The sequence below is a fragment of the Psychrobacter piechaudii genome (genome assembly GCF_900162825.1).
GTDB lineage: Bacteria > Pseudomonadota > Gammaproteobacteria > Pseudomonadales > Moraxellaceae > Psychrobacter > Psychrobacter piechaudii.
In genome coordinates this window covers 1-15237 of record NZ_FUGE01000244.1, presented here as the reverse complement: position 1 = coordinate 15237, position 15237 = coordinate 1, and the positions used below count along the sequence as shown (strand labels likewise).

Genomic DNA, 15237 nt, shown 5'->3' with positions numbered 1-15237 from the left:
TTCTTTTTCCAACGCTGAATTGTCGTTGTACTGATTTGATATTCTTCGGCAAGCTCTCGATAACTGTAACCTTCGTCAAGCTTGTCTAATATCATTTGTCTGTAGTCTTTTGAATATGCCATCTTATCAGTGTATCTTATTTATGGGGCTATGACTATATTTGAATTTAGCTCCAGCTCACGCTGGGACATATAGTTTTGTTGCAGTGTGATATCTATTGCTTGTAAAGGAGCTGAGTGATTAATTAGTGGGTCTGGTGGCCTACTATAGCTAATATAAGGTCTATCATAGTGGTCAATTATCTCCTCAGTACTTGCCTTTAATCCACTAGACTCATTTTCTTCAATTTCAGCCTCGAAAAACCTCATATCTATCTTTGGAATATGCACCTCAATATCATTAGGTGTTGTGTCCCAATAATAAGGTTCAGGCTCTTTATTTGAAGGTTCATAAACAGGATTATCCTGGGTTAAGTTAATAGCTTTAATCTTCTTTTTATTAAGGGCACCCTCTTTGTTTTTACGGCTTTTTGACTTTCTGCGCCTGGCTATTAAGAAGAATACATCCTGATAAGCCAAGTGTATTTTTTGTATTTGCCCAAGCCTAGTGTTTAAAGGAGACCTACTTTTTTCTGATTCAATAAGACTGATAACATCACTGTTTTCAAAAGACTTAATCTCGTCTTCTTTTTGCTCAAGGATGCCCGATAGTATAAGTAAGATACGCTCTGTATCCATGCTTAACTCAGAGATACCAGGTAGTGAATCCCATATCCAAGCTCTGTTAGCAGACTCATAAAACTGAGCTAACTTAAACTGCATTAGGATGTCTTTTTTAACACTGTATGACTGATAGTAAATCTGTAACACTGAAGTGTGCAGGGCTATAGATAGCCAAATCAACTGCTTCTTGAGTTGATAATACTGCTTATTAATCACAATATCCTGCATTAGCATAATCAATGTCATTAAACGTGGCTTGCTCGCTAATGCCGATTTGTTGATTTGCATATCATCATTGGAAACAGGTCTTTTTTTTAGCTGCTCTACGATGATATCAATCAAGCTATTGGTAGCTATGCTTGGATCTGTGTAGCTGAAATGTACGGATAAGGTAATGGCGGATATAGCAGACCAAACGGTCTTAGGATATTGGGGCTTAATATCAGTATAGTTGTATTTAGATAGGTTGATATTAGAGCTGTATCTCCATGTTAGCTCTAACGAGAAAGGGTGTATGCCTTTATTGTGATTACTAAGGAAATATAACAGCTCTGGGTTACATAACCACTTTCTTTGATTGGTTTGTAATCTATCATGTGTCATAGCTATACGCTTCCAGTATTGCGAGAATGATAGGCTCTATCCGTAATGCCTATGAGCGTACAAAATGTGATGATAGAAAAATCGTTTTTTTTGAACAGCTTTTGGGTCATATCTTTGGTCAGTATGTTATTAATTTTTGTATAGATAACTCTTAAGTCTAAGATAGCCTTATATCTTGAGATAATTTCGATTAACTCAAAAAAAGCTATACCTAAGTTACTTTCCTCTTCAGTTAATGAGCTGACAAGCACATTTTGTTTAAGTGTGTCTTGATCAAGGTTGTGACTTTTGATGAGGTAGTAGAGCTCGAAGTTATTGGCTAGTAGCTGCTTCTTGTCGCTTTTAACAAGTATTGTTAGCTTAAATAGGGCGCGTCTTTGTTCAAGCTTCAGATTCTTATCCTGGTCTAGGAAGGGTCTGATATCCTCAGCGTAAATTTTAAATAAATCGGCGATTACAGGAGAAATGAGAATTCCTTTTTTTTGCAGCTTGGCTATTGTTGTTATGTCCATTATTAAATCTCTAAATTCAAAACTAAGGGGAATAGTTTTGAACTTAGCACCAAATGTTGTGAATTTAAAGTAAATTTACACTTGAGGTGGTTGAATGTAAGTTTAGGTAGATTTAACTAAAATGAGTTTAGAATAAAAAATCTACTATCTTTAATATTAGTAGTGCTTTTTAAGAATGAATACTCTGCACACGACAAAAAAATCATCCCCACCGGATTTTCATAGGTTTAGGGGTTAAAAAGCTAACTAACTGTCGAAGTACAGTCTTATCATTGTTAAAGAACACCAAGCGAAGGCCCTCAATCAACACATCCAAGCCAAGCGCAAACAAACTGGCTTGAGGTCGAGCGTTTGCCTTTAACTTGCGCTTTAACGGCTTATTTTTGTCTTTATAAATACCGACATGATAAGCCCAACAAAATGCTAAGGCGTTCACTGCGACTAATTTACTGACCCGATCAAGATGGGTTAAGTGGGTATCTTCAAGATTAAAGCCACGCCCCTTTAGACAAGCAAATAAAGTCTCAATTTCCCAACGCTTAGCATAGCTTGTCATCGCATCCACTGTTTCTAGTTGATTGGTTGCGACAATCACTAGCTCTATCGTTGCAGTCGAGTTTCTAAGCCACCTATGCGGTGGTGAAGGAATACGCTGCTAAATTCACGCAATGGGCTAATTTCTAAGCCACCTATGCGGTGGTGAAGTAGGTAGATAGGCTTCAAAAACTGCCATTTAATTTCTAAGCCACCTATGCGGTGGTGAAGAACATTATTGAGGCTCGTAAACAGGCTCAAAATTTCTAAGCCACCTATGCGGTGGTGAAGACAGGATAAAAGATGGCACTAACAGATCATCATTTCTAAGCCACCTATGCGGTGGTGAAGAAAAAGCTAGATAACTCAGTTCGCTTTGCGTGTTTCTAAGCCACCTATGCGGTGGTGAAGACTTACCCATCTGAGCGTGCTTACTACGAGGACTTTCTAAGCCACCTATGCGGTGGTGAAGGGCATAGGATTGTCTTTTAGCCACTCATCATATTTCTAAGCCACCTATGCGGTGGTGAAGGCAATGACGTGATCACTACTCAGTATGAGTCATTTCTAAGCCACCTATGCGGTGGTGAAGTTCCATAAAGACGGGGCTATCACAATGCAAAATTTCTAAGCCACCTATGCGGTGGTGAAGAATATGTGCCAATTTTGAAGTGTTCTTGTTGCTTTCTAAGCCACCTATGCGGTGGTGAAGGAACCCATTCGTGGCTTGAAGCGCCACCCATTTTTCTAAGCCACCTATGCGGTGGTGAAGGAAGAAGGCATTGACGTCGAATTTAACGCGAATTTCTAAGCCACCTATGCGGTGGTGAAGTTAGAAACAATCGCGATGGCTGCTTCAAGAAATTTCTAAGCCACCTATGCGGTGGTGAAGATATGAACGGTTGAATTGATAGACGGAGATAATTTCTAAGCCACCTATGCGGTGGTGAAGAAGCAATTAAACGAACGTGACGGCATCGTCAATTTCTAAGCCACCTATGCGGTGGTGAAGTCTGCATCTTATTGATAGCAGCCCAAAACTCATTTCTAAGCCACCTATGCGGTGGTGAAGAAGCTCATTGTCGTACGTTGACGCTTGTATAATTTCTAAGCCACCTATGCGGTGGTGAAGGCAAGTAATGACTGAATGGGTGTTAGCTGGTTTTTCTAAGCCACCTATGCGGTGGTGAAGACGGTGCGATGGTAGGAGACGTAACAGTCAAATTTCTAAGCCACCTATGCGGTGGTGAAGCTTTCAGGGGGCAAACTGTTTGGCATCTGCGATTTCTAAGCCACCTATGCGGTGGTGAAGCTCCTTGCGTGCATCTTGCTATTGATCTGCGATTTCTAAGCCACCTATGCGGTGGTGAAGGCTCGGCAATCTCAAAACGCCCGAGGACTCGGTTTCTAAGCCACCTATGCGGTGGTGAAGGTCGCTAAATGTGAAGCATAGGGGGTGAACATTTTCTAAGCCACCTATGCGGTGGTGAAGTGGTTCATTAAGAAAGTGGGTGAGCGTTACCATTTCTAAGCCACCTATGCGGTGGTGAAGCAGTCAACTGCGAGCCTTTACTATCAAGCAGTTTTCTAAGCCACCTATGCGGTGGTGAAGTAACAACATAGACACGCTAGACGGTCTAAATCGTTTCTAAGCCACCTATGCGGTGGTGAAGGGTAAAACCATTGCTCACCCACTGCAAGCCAATTTCTAAGCCACCTATGCGGTGGTGAAGGAGAAAATCCAAAGCGGTGAGATTGTTGGCATTTTCTAAGCCACCTATGCGGTGGTGAAGATATGAAGCAGAAATGAGCGAGATGGAGGCGAATTTCTAAGCCACCTATGCGGTGGTGAAGTAAGGGTTAGTACCCATGACTTTTGACCGGTGTTTCTAAGCCACCTATGCGGTGGTGAAGCCAGTAGTATTGATGCTATTGCAGTTAAGACTTTTCTAAGCCACCTATGCGGTGGTGAAGAGATGCATTAGCAAATCGGCGGTTCATTAACATTTCTAAGCCACCTATGCGGTGGTGAAGACTTTCATACATCACCATCTACTACCGCACTATTTCTAAGCCACCTATGCGGTGGTGAAGTGTAATAATCATCAATCTTTCGCACTGTGATTTTTCTAAGCCACCTATGCGGTGGTGAAGGACTTGGACAAAGAGCAACAACTTATCGAAAATTTCTAAGCCACCTATGCCGTGGTGAAGATGTTTGAAGTTGATGAAGTCTTAATCTGCGATTTCTAAGCCACCTATGCGGTGGTGAAGGCCAAGTCTTACCGTCCTATCCACGCCGTTACTTTCTAAGCCACCTATGCGGTGGTGAAGGGCAAGAGGTTGAGCCAAGATGTGGTCGCTGATTTCTAAGCCACCTATGCGGTGGTGAAGCAATGCCCTTGAGCATGGGGATAACTGTTATTTTTCTAAGCCACCTATGCGGTGGTGAAGAATCTTTTTACAATCACCCTCTCCCTCTTGAGTTTCTAAGCCACCTATGCGGTGGTGAAGCCCGTAAGATAATTAACGGCACAGATAAGGATATTTCTAAGCCACCTATGCGGTGGTGAAGTTTCCAAATGCCATATCCGCTTTTCTGTGATTTTTCTAAGCCACCTATGCGGTGGTGAAGCCAGCTTATCATTATCTAAGTGCATCAATTACTTTCTAAGCCACCTATGCGGTGGTGAAGTAGCATATTGCGGCGTGTCCATAGTGCTGTGTTTTCTAAGCCACCTATGCGGTGGTGAAGCATCACCACAACAAAAGTAAACAGCATATATATTTCTAAGCCACCTATGCGGTGGTGAAGAGCCCTCATGCTCATCGAGAAAGTCAATTATTTTTCTAAGCCACCTATGCGGTGGTGAAGTTTTTATAACCTGATCAACCTTAGCTTCCAGCTTTCTAAGCCACCTATGCGGTGGTGAAGAGGAATTATAACTTAAAAAGTTGAGTTGTGACATGGCCTAGAGGGTAAAAGCCATATTTCACCCTCTTTTTTTGACCATAACATAACTATATGATTTTATTACAAGTTTTTAATTAGTGCAAAAAGAGGGGTTTTATACCCTCTTTTTGGGCCACTCATCATGACCAGCTTGATCGCACTCCTACCACAATGGTACAGTCACGTTGTCACGCATGCCATTCATGCCATACGCATTAAACAGTCCTGATTTAGGTTCATCAGCGGGTTGCTGTAGCACTTTAAGTAAGTAAGGTGCTTTATTGGTTTCGCTGGTAAGTCTAACATAAGGCACAGCCTTTTCAGGCGTGCGTTTAGCGACCGTTGCCATTGCGTCATCCAAGCTAATATTCAGTTTTTTAGCCAGGCTTTGCGCTTGCACCTCGATAGGTTTAAAGCGATAACGGTGTACGCTGACATAGCCTTTTATATTACTTGGCACATTTTTAATCGGCTTGATATGCACATAGTCGATTAAGCGATCTAGCCATTTGTTTAGGTTGAGTTTGGTTAAGTCTTCCTGACTAGGAGCAAATATACGTAGCTTGTTACCAAGTTTTGATGACTTCCCGTTTTTTTGATCAAAGTAATAGTCAGGGAATGCAACCCCAATCGAATTTATACTATGAGAGTTTTTCACATCAGCAAGCGCGATATGTAGCTGAGTAAATAATTTGCTCCATATAAAATAACTACTAATATCAGGCTCAGGTAGCAAGGTGATTTCTTGATAATGAGTAAGATGAGTCATAGCTTACTCCTTGCCACTGGCACCGAATACACCACCACGGATTAAAACACCGATAACATAATGTTGTTGCTCTACCTCTGGAGCTTCACCTTTTAAGACCCAGTTATCAAATAGACTATAGAAGTCCATTTTCTCTTTTGGTTGACGGAATGCTTTACCAAGAGTCGTAACTGCACCGTAAGGCTCGATAGCGATTGGGAACCCAGCTTCTGGATACCAATCATCAATAGTGCGAATGGCGTTGCCGATTTTTTGAGAGTGCATGCCAGCTTTACCGTTAACATGATACAGCTCTTTTGATTTAGTTTTACCGGTATCTAGTACCAGCTCTTGAGAAGGGTAAACCTCTTGACCATAGCCTACTATCGCAAAAGCTTTAACATATAAAATAACAAAAGCTTCATCATTTAGGCCTTTTTCAATTAAGTCCGCTAAACCATCGATGTCTGCATTAGTGGTATTGAAGTCTTTTATTGAGATGGTTTTGGCATCGAACTCGAAGTCATGTTCGGTTCCGTCAATAACACAACTAACCTTAACTGTAATTTGTTCAGCACCAACACGGTTACGCCATAGCCATCTAGCATTAGCAATATTAGTGGCATAACGACGAGCTAATTCACTGACACCTTGAGTATCTAAATAGTTTTTTACCGTAGATTGTAATGCTTGCTGGTAATCTTGGTCATTACACACAGAAGGTTTGCCGTCAAATGGCAGAACTTTACAGCTCCACGTAGCTACTAGGGTGTTGCAATCTTCATCTAGTGCGGCTGAGTCCACACGCTGTAAGTTGGCTTTCTCAATCTCAGCATCAAGCTTAGTAGGGTCTTTGGTAATAGTGTTTTTAAGACGATTACTAATGGTACCTCGGACTGACTTTTCTTTAATAGTAACTGGCTTTAGTTTACTGTCTTTATTTTTACTATCAATTTGATCCAAAAAGGCATCTGAGATATCAAAGTTACGTTCAAATGCTAAAACACTGGCTGTGGTTAATTTGCTCATAATAATACTCCATGTATTAAAAGTAAGACTGTATATAGTTGATAGATCCTTTATTAAAATTACAGTCGTTTAAAAGGGGGTTGATTAAGGTTTAAGTAAATTTGTTTATCAAGAATTTTGAGTCACCAAGTAGAGACTATTTTTTTCATCATAGTGATATCGCCAAAAGGCTTTAGCGATATCATATTCACTTTCATTACTGCCTAGGCGCTGTGGATAGACCCATTTACCAAGACCATAAATAGCCTCGACATATTGGCTAGGATATTCAGGATTACGTACATTTTGCATCACGCCCGCATCATAAAGCTCTGATATGCCTTGATAGCCCAATGGCATAGGTACTAGCCAACCACGGCCTGATTTTCGCGAAGTGGTATGCCATTTAGTTTCGCCATTAGGCAATGTTTCTGGGATGTGATGTAGGCTAGATACATCTATAAGGGCATCGAGTGCTGTGGCATTAGGATTATCAAAGCGGACCTCTTTAATGATTTCAGAAAATTCCTGCTGCGCCTCCATTAAGACAAAGGCAGGTAATAAGTTTGGTTTTAGCTCATTAGCTTTATCATAACTAAAGAACTGCACTGGCTCCGAGCGAGCAAGTCCATGCACACTCCCGCCAGCCATACGCTGTTGCCAAATCCATTTAGTCGTGTGTTGAATCAGTGTGTCTGTTTGTGAGTCACTGAGAGCTGTATCTGCTAGCACTTCGACTGCAAAAGTCATGACTAATCGGCATTTGCCTTCTTCGATAATTGACGCAGTCTTACCATCACGTTTAATCGGATTACGAGTTTGGTTAAACGTATAGTTGTTATACGGCTTATCTCTATAAATCTGCGGTGTGCATTCATGACAGGCAAGCAAAACTCCACCTAGAGAGATGCCTGACAGCTCATCAGCTTTGGACTCTGCAAGCTTACGTGACATGGCATGAAAGCTACCTAGAAAGCCTGTTACTGCCGGGAAGCCGTAGGTCAGGGGGCTGGATATAGCATTGGCGCCTTCAATAAGCACACGTTTAAATAACAGATAGCCCACGACACTTTGAGTACTTGCTGTTGCATCGTTAGAGTTGATGCCATCGCCTAAGTCAATATTTAAAAAATCAGCGGTCATAGAAATACTCCTTTTCCTGCACGCTCATACAGATCTATCATAGCTTGCATGTCACGCTCCCATTGAGTGTGCTCAGTATCAGAAAACCCATCTTTGATATCTTTGAATTTCTTTTGTAATAAGCTGTTTATCCAACGTGCATAACTGTGAATAATATCTTTGTGCCAGTCTTCAGCTTCTCGCTTCTCTTTCCAAGATTCTTCACCTTCAAGCTCTGCACGTCTTGGATCTAACCAAAACTTTTCGCTGTCATTTAGATTTACCTGATCTTTACTCCAGCCGGCAGGAAGTTCATTTTGCATATAGTGGGCATAATCAAAAATCTGTGTTAATACCTCATCCATCGCTTGCTTACGTAGATCACGTACTTTCACATTATTAGGCTTGGTCTTAATTGCGCTAAAGATCTTAAGCAAAGTGGGGCTGATTCTTTTTTCAAGCGCATTTGAAAAAATAGATGTCGCAAATCTTGATGGTTTAAAATGAGTGTTGTAGCGAGTAAGGGTTGGCGGCAAAGAGGGTAGAAGATAGTTGATACCTCCCTGAGTACTCATATGCCTACTGACGCCTTGAGGATTGCTACCTCCTAGCTTAACAACAGCTATATCAGAAATAGTAGGATACGCAGCTTGTATAACATCTTCTTTATTAGAAAATCTGTTTTTTCTTTTACTGCTAGTTTCGTCAGAATACTTAATGTGCTGTATTTTTTGGAAAACAATATTGGTTAATGAAGAAGGATATAGAGGGATAATGCAAGTATATTGTTTATTTGCATGAGGCCATAAAGTTTGTTTATTGTATTCGCTAGTTATAGGCTGCTTATTTTTTCCAACTAATGCTTGTCTGAAAGCTTTAAAATATTGTTTAGATAGGTCAGGATCTGACGATAACGATAGCTCGAATGAATTATCATTTTCTATAATGTAGTCTTTAACTTTCTTTCCATCTTGTACCTCGAATTCAAAAAAAGAATAAAGAGGTAAGGCCGCCGCATTACCGCTAGCATCTAGTTGATGATTTTTGATAGATTGATGTCCGACGACTGCTTTTGGTAAGGCTGTATTAGGGTCGAAGTTTATATTGTCACCTTTAGAGCTTGAATGGATACCCTTAGATATATGGGTTCCAAAGCCTATTTGTTTTGTCATTCTATTAGCAGCATTATCCATCCAGACTTCTAGTGAGTATCTGTCCTCAAATTTAGATAACTTTTCCTTTAGCTCAGATATTTTATCCAGATCATTATCTTCAATGGCTTTAGCCAACTGCCTTTGTTCTTTTTCAGTCTTTTTGTCAAACTGACTGGTTAGAAATGCCTGGACAACATTCTTAGCCAGATCGGGCGAAAAGTCGGGCATAACGGGCTCCTTTACTTAGTATAATTCTTCACCACCGACCAGATGGTTTTATAGGTTAGTTCGTTTTTCATTTTATTGTTTTATAAAGCCGAAGTACTCATGATATAGCCATCCTTTACTATTATTAGTTGTAAGGCGTTCAAGAGATACAGAGGAATAAGCTACAGCAAGCGAGCGTAAGCTTTTATCAGGCTCTTTACTTTGTAGTGTATGTAATACGTCTCTAACGTCTGAGTAGAGCCAAGGTTTTACTTGAGGGTGGTTAAACTCAAACTTCATTTTCATAACTTCTTTATTATGCTTACCGGCATACATCAAGCCTTGTTCAAGAACATCTTCGTGATAGTAGGCATCGTAATCACAGCCACTAAAGTCCTCTGTTTCTTTTTCAAAGGCTAGGGATGCGCCTTCAGGCACCTCTTCTAATGAACGTGGGATAAGCAACCAATCTTGTTGTGGACTACCAGAGCGGAAAGGGCTGACTTGCTGTAAATGGGTATGTACTCGATTGGCTGGTGTTAGTGGATGATAATAGGCATTGACGTAATTTAACTTATTACTATTCATCATATCCTTCATCACTAAATGCTCAAGCTCATCTAAACTTCGTGCTTGTTTTGATTCTGTGTTATCGGCTTGTACTGGGCTAATGATACGTGGTCTTGCATCAATATGGCTGAGCTGCTCTTTAGCAATTAAATTATTTAAGTCATAGCTTTCAGGTTTGATGCTCGCTGTTTCAAAGCCCGGTCTTGTAAATATAGAGCGCTTACTATGGCTTCGTTTAAAGTAGCGAATATTATATTGTAGCAAGAACATATTAGTCGTAGTGGCAACTTTCTTTGGGCGATGACGCCAGATTCGACCTGCCAACTGAATAATAGAGCGCATAGAAGAAGGTTCGACTATAGCCCAGTCATAATCATGATCACGACCTACCTCCGCAACAGGTGTAGCAAGGACCATGAAAATATGATTTTTAACTGGATACTGGTGCAGTATGTCAGAAACCTCGTTATGATCATAAGGCCTCACACCATTGTTACGGTCTAAAATACGGTCTAGTTTATTCTCAAGACTATTGCGCAAGAGTAGCAATTGCTTGGCATGGTAACAAGCGACATGAATAATAGTATCTTCAGGAATTGATATCTTACTTGGATTGAAGAATTGTTGAGAGATACCAGTAATATTATTCACATTGGCAATGCGTACTAAGCCAATACTAACGTTTTGACCCGTATCTGGGTAACTAAAGGCATGATCTTTATGTAAAGCAATGGCTCCATGTAATAAAGTTTGAGCAAGGGATGCATAAAACTCATCTTGCGTGTCATTGCTATATTTAGGTAAGTTTAGAGGTAGTATTTCTGCCTGACGTCTAATTGTCTGCTTATCTAGATAAGCAGCACGTTTAGTACTAAAGCTATTGTGAGTTCTAAAAAACTCATCAGTATTGGCGCAGTTAGTTGCAAATGCTGAATTTGGCTGCTCATCAAACCAAGCGCAAACAACTTTAGGCGAAGGCTTATTTTGACTTTTATTAAAGACATGGCGTCCTGACAAATAAGCATTAAATAATCCGGTAACTAAGTCAGGTGTTAGTGTTGCTGAAGAAAGTAATACGCGTGTACCCATCAATCCAGCCAAATACATCAAGCGAGTTAAGGCAGGTAGGTCTGCTTGATCGAAGTCGTCAGGCTCATCAAGAATCAAGTCACTGCTAAGTAGTCTCAGCAAAGGGGCTATGTACTTTCCACCTCGTTTACACTCGCTGGCTTGAATGAGATGGTCTACAGTACAGGTAACAATAGGTGCGAACAGTAGATCGCGTGCTTTAGGATTAGATATAACGGTACCAAGATTTAAAGCCTCGTAATCATCATAATCAATACTACTGTCGACAAGTTCATCTACCAATTCCTCGCTTGATTCACTTCCAAAGGCTTGAGCGCCATAACGTGTATCAGCTTCTTGTGCTATTTCGGTAGCCTCACCTGTGTCTGGATTATGATTCATTTCAAACAGTTTTCTATGCGCACTACCACCGACCAAGATAGCCAGTTGGTCGTCTTGTAAGTTCAAGTTCTTACGAAAGCTTAGTCCGGTCTGGAGTGTTAGCACTCGAAGCCCTAAAGCAATGGTAAAACGCGCTCCTTTTTTCTGGTCTGCTAAACCATACATAATCCGAGCATTACCGATAGTTTTACCTGCACCGGTAGAGGCCATATTAACTCCAAAAAACCCATGGTCTTTGCTGGCTTGCTGGTGTTTTGCAGCCAACTTAAAAGCACTGTTTTGCCATTTAAAGCGATCTACTCCTGTAGGTTTGGCAAGTGGATTATGGTTTTTTAGGTGTGGCATTTCACTAGCAATAATTGGAAGAGTGCGTGCAAAGTGGGAGGTAAACTGAGCCACGCCTATTAAATGCTCCTCTAAAGACTGTTTGATAACCGTCTTATTTTCTTCATCACTCTGATGGCCTGTAGTTTTAGTAGTATTGGCTGCAAGCTTAGTAAAGCTCTCCTTAACTTTAATACAGCGCCTATCGTCGACCTTTAAACTAGAGTAGTTATGGTCGCCAATCATTAGACAAAGGCGTGATAAATGCATCAATAAAGGGTCAGTGATAGTAGGATCGTTATGATGACTAGAGTTAGCCTGTTTACTTATTTGCATCAAGGTTGAATCATTTAATGCTTTTTCTGACCAACGTTTGAGTGTTTTTTGCCAAGCTGAACTATGAATCACTAAATTATTAAATTGCCAAAAATCTTGCAATTGTTTTTTGCTCATCCCACCATCTGATGGCGGTAACAATGATTTAGGGTTCTTTACCCAATAGTCGACAGGCTTTAATTGGCTATAAAACTCGTGCAAATTACCTTTTAAATCTATAAGTTGGTTCGTCGTATTAAATCGTTCGATTTGTGAGGATGACAAAAATACTTCTTTTAAAGGAGGCAAACGATGATGAGTGACGATAAGCCAGGCAAGCCATTGAGCGAGTGGGGGCATATCACCTATGATAGGTGCGTCAGGGTTTAATGTTGAGAATTTTTTATCTATATCTTTATCATTTAACCAGTCCGACAAGTTAGTTAAACGATTCAACCACTCTTCATCTGTTTTACAGTCCTGAATAATAAGGCTAAATAGCTTTAGTGATATCCACTCATGTCGATACGGATCACCAGACTTACTACCTTTTATTAGCTTCTCCTGAAAACCGTTGGTTGATTTGCCAATATCATGAAGTAATGCCGCTAAGGTAGCTATGATTTGAATGCAACTAAGATAGGCCCAGTCATTCTCCCATTCGCGGTGTAAAATATTGCGCTTGGTACTATTCACAGGCACTATCCCGACCTCATTAAAGTTACGTTTATTGCCTACAATCCATAGTAGTTCAGTACGCTGACGTGTACGCACTCGATGACAGCTAACAGCGGTTGAGCGAGTGGCAGACTGACGTAGCAAACGTTTGACTGTCATTAGTCCATCTTCGGTAATTGCCGTTTGCCATACATTACTACCAATCCGATTGGCAAATGCATCGAGAATACGCCGAGTACGTTTCAGGGCTTTTTTCTCACATTGAGAGACAAAGGTGACGAGCATAATTTAAATTTTCCAATCTGTCTTAATTGCTAAACTCTTCACCACTTCAAACATCTCATCAAGTGCCTTATATTGGGTAAAGTAATTTAAGCACTCTTGGTGAAACTCTTTCTCGCTGAGGTTTTCACTGGCGCAAATAAACGAAAGCGGTAACACTAGCGCATCTTTCACAATATCAGCGATATCAAACACCAAAGCGCCACGTCTGGTTTTGCCATGCATGACGGCAAAGCCATGAGGGATGCCGAGCACCCAAGCGGTGGTTGCACCAAGCCCATAAGCCAAATAATTGCCATGATTTAGGAAGCCATTGGCTTTATCTAAACCATCATGGTCACGAGTAAAGCCACTATAATTGGTATTTTCAGCGGCGACTCTATACAGTGCTTTGGTTAGGCGAGCTTCAAGTTGCAATAAATGCATGGTATTGTCTTGCAGGGGTATTTGGCGTTTGTGTTCGTCGATCAAGCTTGAGATGTGGCTATCACTGCTGTCAAAGCCATGTTGTTTAAAGTCCTTATCTCGTTGCCAAACACGTCGCAAAAATTCAATGCGAGCAAGTTGCATGGCTTGGGCGGCTTGCAAACGTTTGTAATCATCAAACCACCAGTTCATCCATCCTTGAATGTACTCGGTGGGTCGGTATTCGCTTTGCGGAGTTAGCCATTCAACAAATATTTCTTTCTCGCTGCCCATAAATAGAGGAGTGCCACCGCCACCACAGAAACCAACTAATACGCCCGCTTGTGATAGCAGACGCATAGCGGCTTGTGTGATAGAAGTACCTGTACCCAGTAATATTGAAGTTGTATTAGCAATAGGGATGTTGAAGTATTGATGATTGGCTTTATCATCTTCGGTGAGATATAAAACTCTTCCATCTTTTTGAAGGACGCGGCAGTATTGTAAATAAAAGATATTGGCACGTTTGGAATGCAAAATGGTTCAAAGCTTTGTTTATAGCCTATTTTACTACTTTTTTGACCTTGTGACGACACACCCTAGATTATAGTAATAAAAAATTGAGCGAATAAAAAAATATATTACATATGATACTAACCAATATAAAGATCATTCTCAATTGTGTTTTTCATATGTAATAAGCGTGGAGCAATATCTTCTTCTAATTTATCGCGACTAAGAACAAAATCCGGCGCTCCACAATTAAAGGTCAATAGGCCCTCAGTTGGGTGTATCAAGGCTGTAGCAACGGCATTAACATCCTTTTGCCATTCACTAATTGAAAAACAATAACCATAATCTTCATAATCTTGGAATGCCTTGTCCAATCCTCTTCGAATTTTTAACCAGTTTTCCTTGTATCTATTACGAATGGCATTAAGAATAAACTCTTGTTCATCAGGAGGCATGCTTGCTAAACAAGCTCGCCCCATTGAACTTGAGTGAATAGGAAGATATGAGCCAACATTACGTCGCATAGTAGTAGTAGAGTTTCCTTGTACTACGTTTAAATAGACCATTTTTAATCGATCACGAGTTGCCATAGCTACTGCGCTATTAGCATAGTCAGCTAATTCCTCCATATAAGGTGTGACTAAGTTATTAATAGAAATATTAGACATTAAAGTATAACCAAATCCTAGTACACCTACAGACAGTTGATATTTACTACTATTAGCACATTGCTTAAGATATCCCAACTTAACTAAGGTATAAGTCAAACGAGTAATAGTCCCTTTAGGTATCCCTGTCAATTGACTTAATTCTTGATTGCCAAGATAAGGTCGTTGAGGATTAAAGCAACGAAGTAGCTCTAATCCTCGAGCTAGTGCTGTAACAAACTGTCTGTCATTAACATCACGCATTTCTGCAATAGGTTCTAGCAACTCAGCATGAGCTTCGCTTTTAGACGCCTTATCTGAAAAATTATTTTTTGTCATATACAAGTTTATGAATACTCCGGTTTTAAAAGTTACATAATATCCATCTTAAATGGTCATCTAATTCTATATTAAAAAGCTCTGCTTGTATGGTTATAATCACTATGTAGCAGAGCTATTGATATTTATAT

At 40.4% G+C, this 15237-nt stretch carries 11 protein-coding genes and 1 CRISPR repeat array; all 11 genes read right to left on the bottom strand.

The features are described 5' to 3' along the window. A partial coding sequence (locus A1019T_RS12365) for a helix-turn-helix domain-containing protein (RefSeq protein WP_143514058.1) occupies positions 1 to 122 on the bottom strand: 122 nt, incomplete at its 3' end. Positions 123 to 140: 18 nt separating this feature from the next. Further along, positions 141 to 1325, bottom strand: coding sequence for a hypothetical protein (locus A1019T_RS12360; RefSeq protein WP_077451989.1), 1185 nt, complete (start codon positions 1323 to 1325; stop codon positions 141 to 143). A 2-nt stretch (positions 1326 to 1327) separates the two neighbouring features. After that, positions 1328 to 1837, bottom strand: coding sequence for a hypothetical protein (locus tag A1019T_RS12355; protein WP_077451987.1), 510 nt, complete (start codon positions 1835 to 1837; stop codon positions 1328 to 1330). A 202-nt stretch (positions 1838 to 2039) separates the two neighbouring features. Beyond that, positions 2040 to 2432, bottom strand: a complete 393-nt coding sequence (locus A1019T_RS12350; RefSeq protein WP_077451985.1) for a transposase — start codon at positions 2430 to 2432, stop codon at positions 2040 to 2042. Positions 2433 to 2454: 22 nt separating this feature from the next. After that, positions 2455 to 5306: a CRISPR direct-repeat array (repeat unit 28 nt; unit sequence TTTCTAAGCCACCTATGCGGTGGTGAAG). A gap of 181 nt (positions 5307 to 5487) precedes the next feature. Continuing rightward, on the bottom strand, positions 5488 to 6093 hold the full coding sequence (cas6f, locus tag A1019T_RS12345; RefSeq protein WP_077451983.1) for a type I-F CRISPR-associated endoribonuclease Cas6/Csy4: 606 nt from the start codon (positions 6091 to 6093) through the stop codon (positions 5488 to 5490). 3 nt (positions 6094 to 6096) lie between these two features. Beyond that, on the bottom strand, positions 6097 to 7101 hold the full coding sequence (gene csy3 / locus A1019T_RS12340; protein WP_077451981.1) for a type I-F CRISPR-associated protein Csy3: 1005 nt from the start codon (positions 7099 to 7101) through the stop codon (positions 6097 to 6099). 108 nt (positions 7102 to 7209) lie between these two features. Further along, the gene (csy2, locus tag A1019T_RS12335) at positions 7210 to 8223 is read right to left on the bottom strand and encodes a type I-F CRISPR-associated protein Csy2 (RefSeq protein WP_077451979.1); all 1014 of its coding nucleotides are present in this window, start codon (positions 8221 to 8223) and stop codon (positions 7210 to 7212) included. After that, on the bottom strand, positions 8220 to 9584 hold the full coding sequence (gene csy1, locus A1019T_RS12330) for a type I-F CRISPR-associated protein Csy1 (RefSeq protein ID WP_077451977.1): 1365 nt from the start codon (positions 9582 to 9584) through the stop codon (positions 8220 to 8222). Before csy1 ends, csy2 begins: the two co-directional genes overlap by 4 nt. A gap of 72 nt (positions 9585 to 9656) precedes the next feature. Continuing rightward, positions 9657 to 13205 (bottom strand): type I-F CRISPR-associated helicase Cas3f, encoded by a 3549-nt coding sequence (gene cas3f / locus A1019T_RS12325; RefSeq protein ID WP_077451975.1) that lies wholly within the window; start codon positions 13203 to 13205, stop codon positions 9657 to 9659. 3 nt (positions 13206 to 13208) lie between these two features. After that, positions 13209 to 14147, bottom strand: coding sequence for a type I-F CRISPR-associated endonuclease Cas1f (cas1f, locus tag A1019T_RS12320; protein WP_077451973.1), 939 nt, complete (start codon positions 14145 to 14147; stop codon positions 13209 to 13211). A 113-nt stretch (positions 14148 to 14260) separates the two neighbouring features. Next, positions 14261 to 15106, bottom strand: coding sequence for an IclR family transcriptional regulator (locus tag A1019T_RS12315; protein WP_077451971.1), 846 nt, complete (start codon positions 15104 to 15106; stop codon positions 14261 to 14263). Positions 15107 to 15237: the final 131 nt, after the last annotated feature.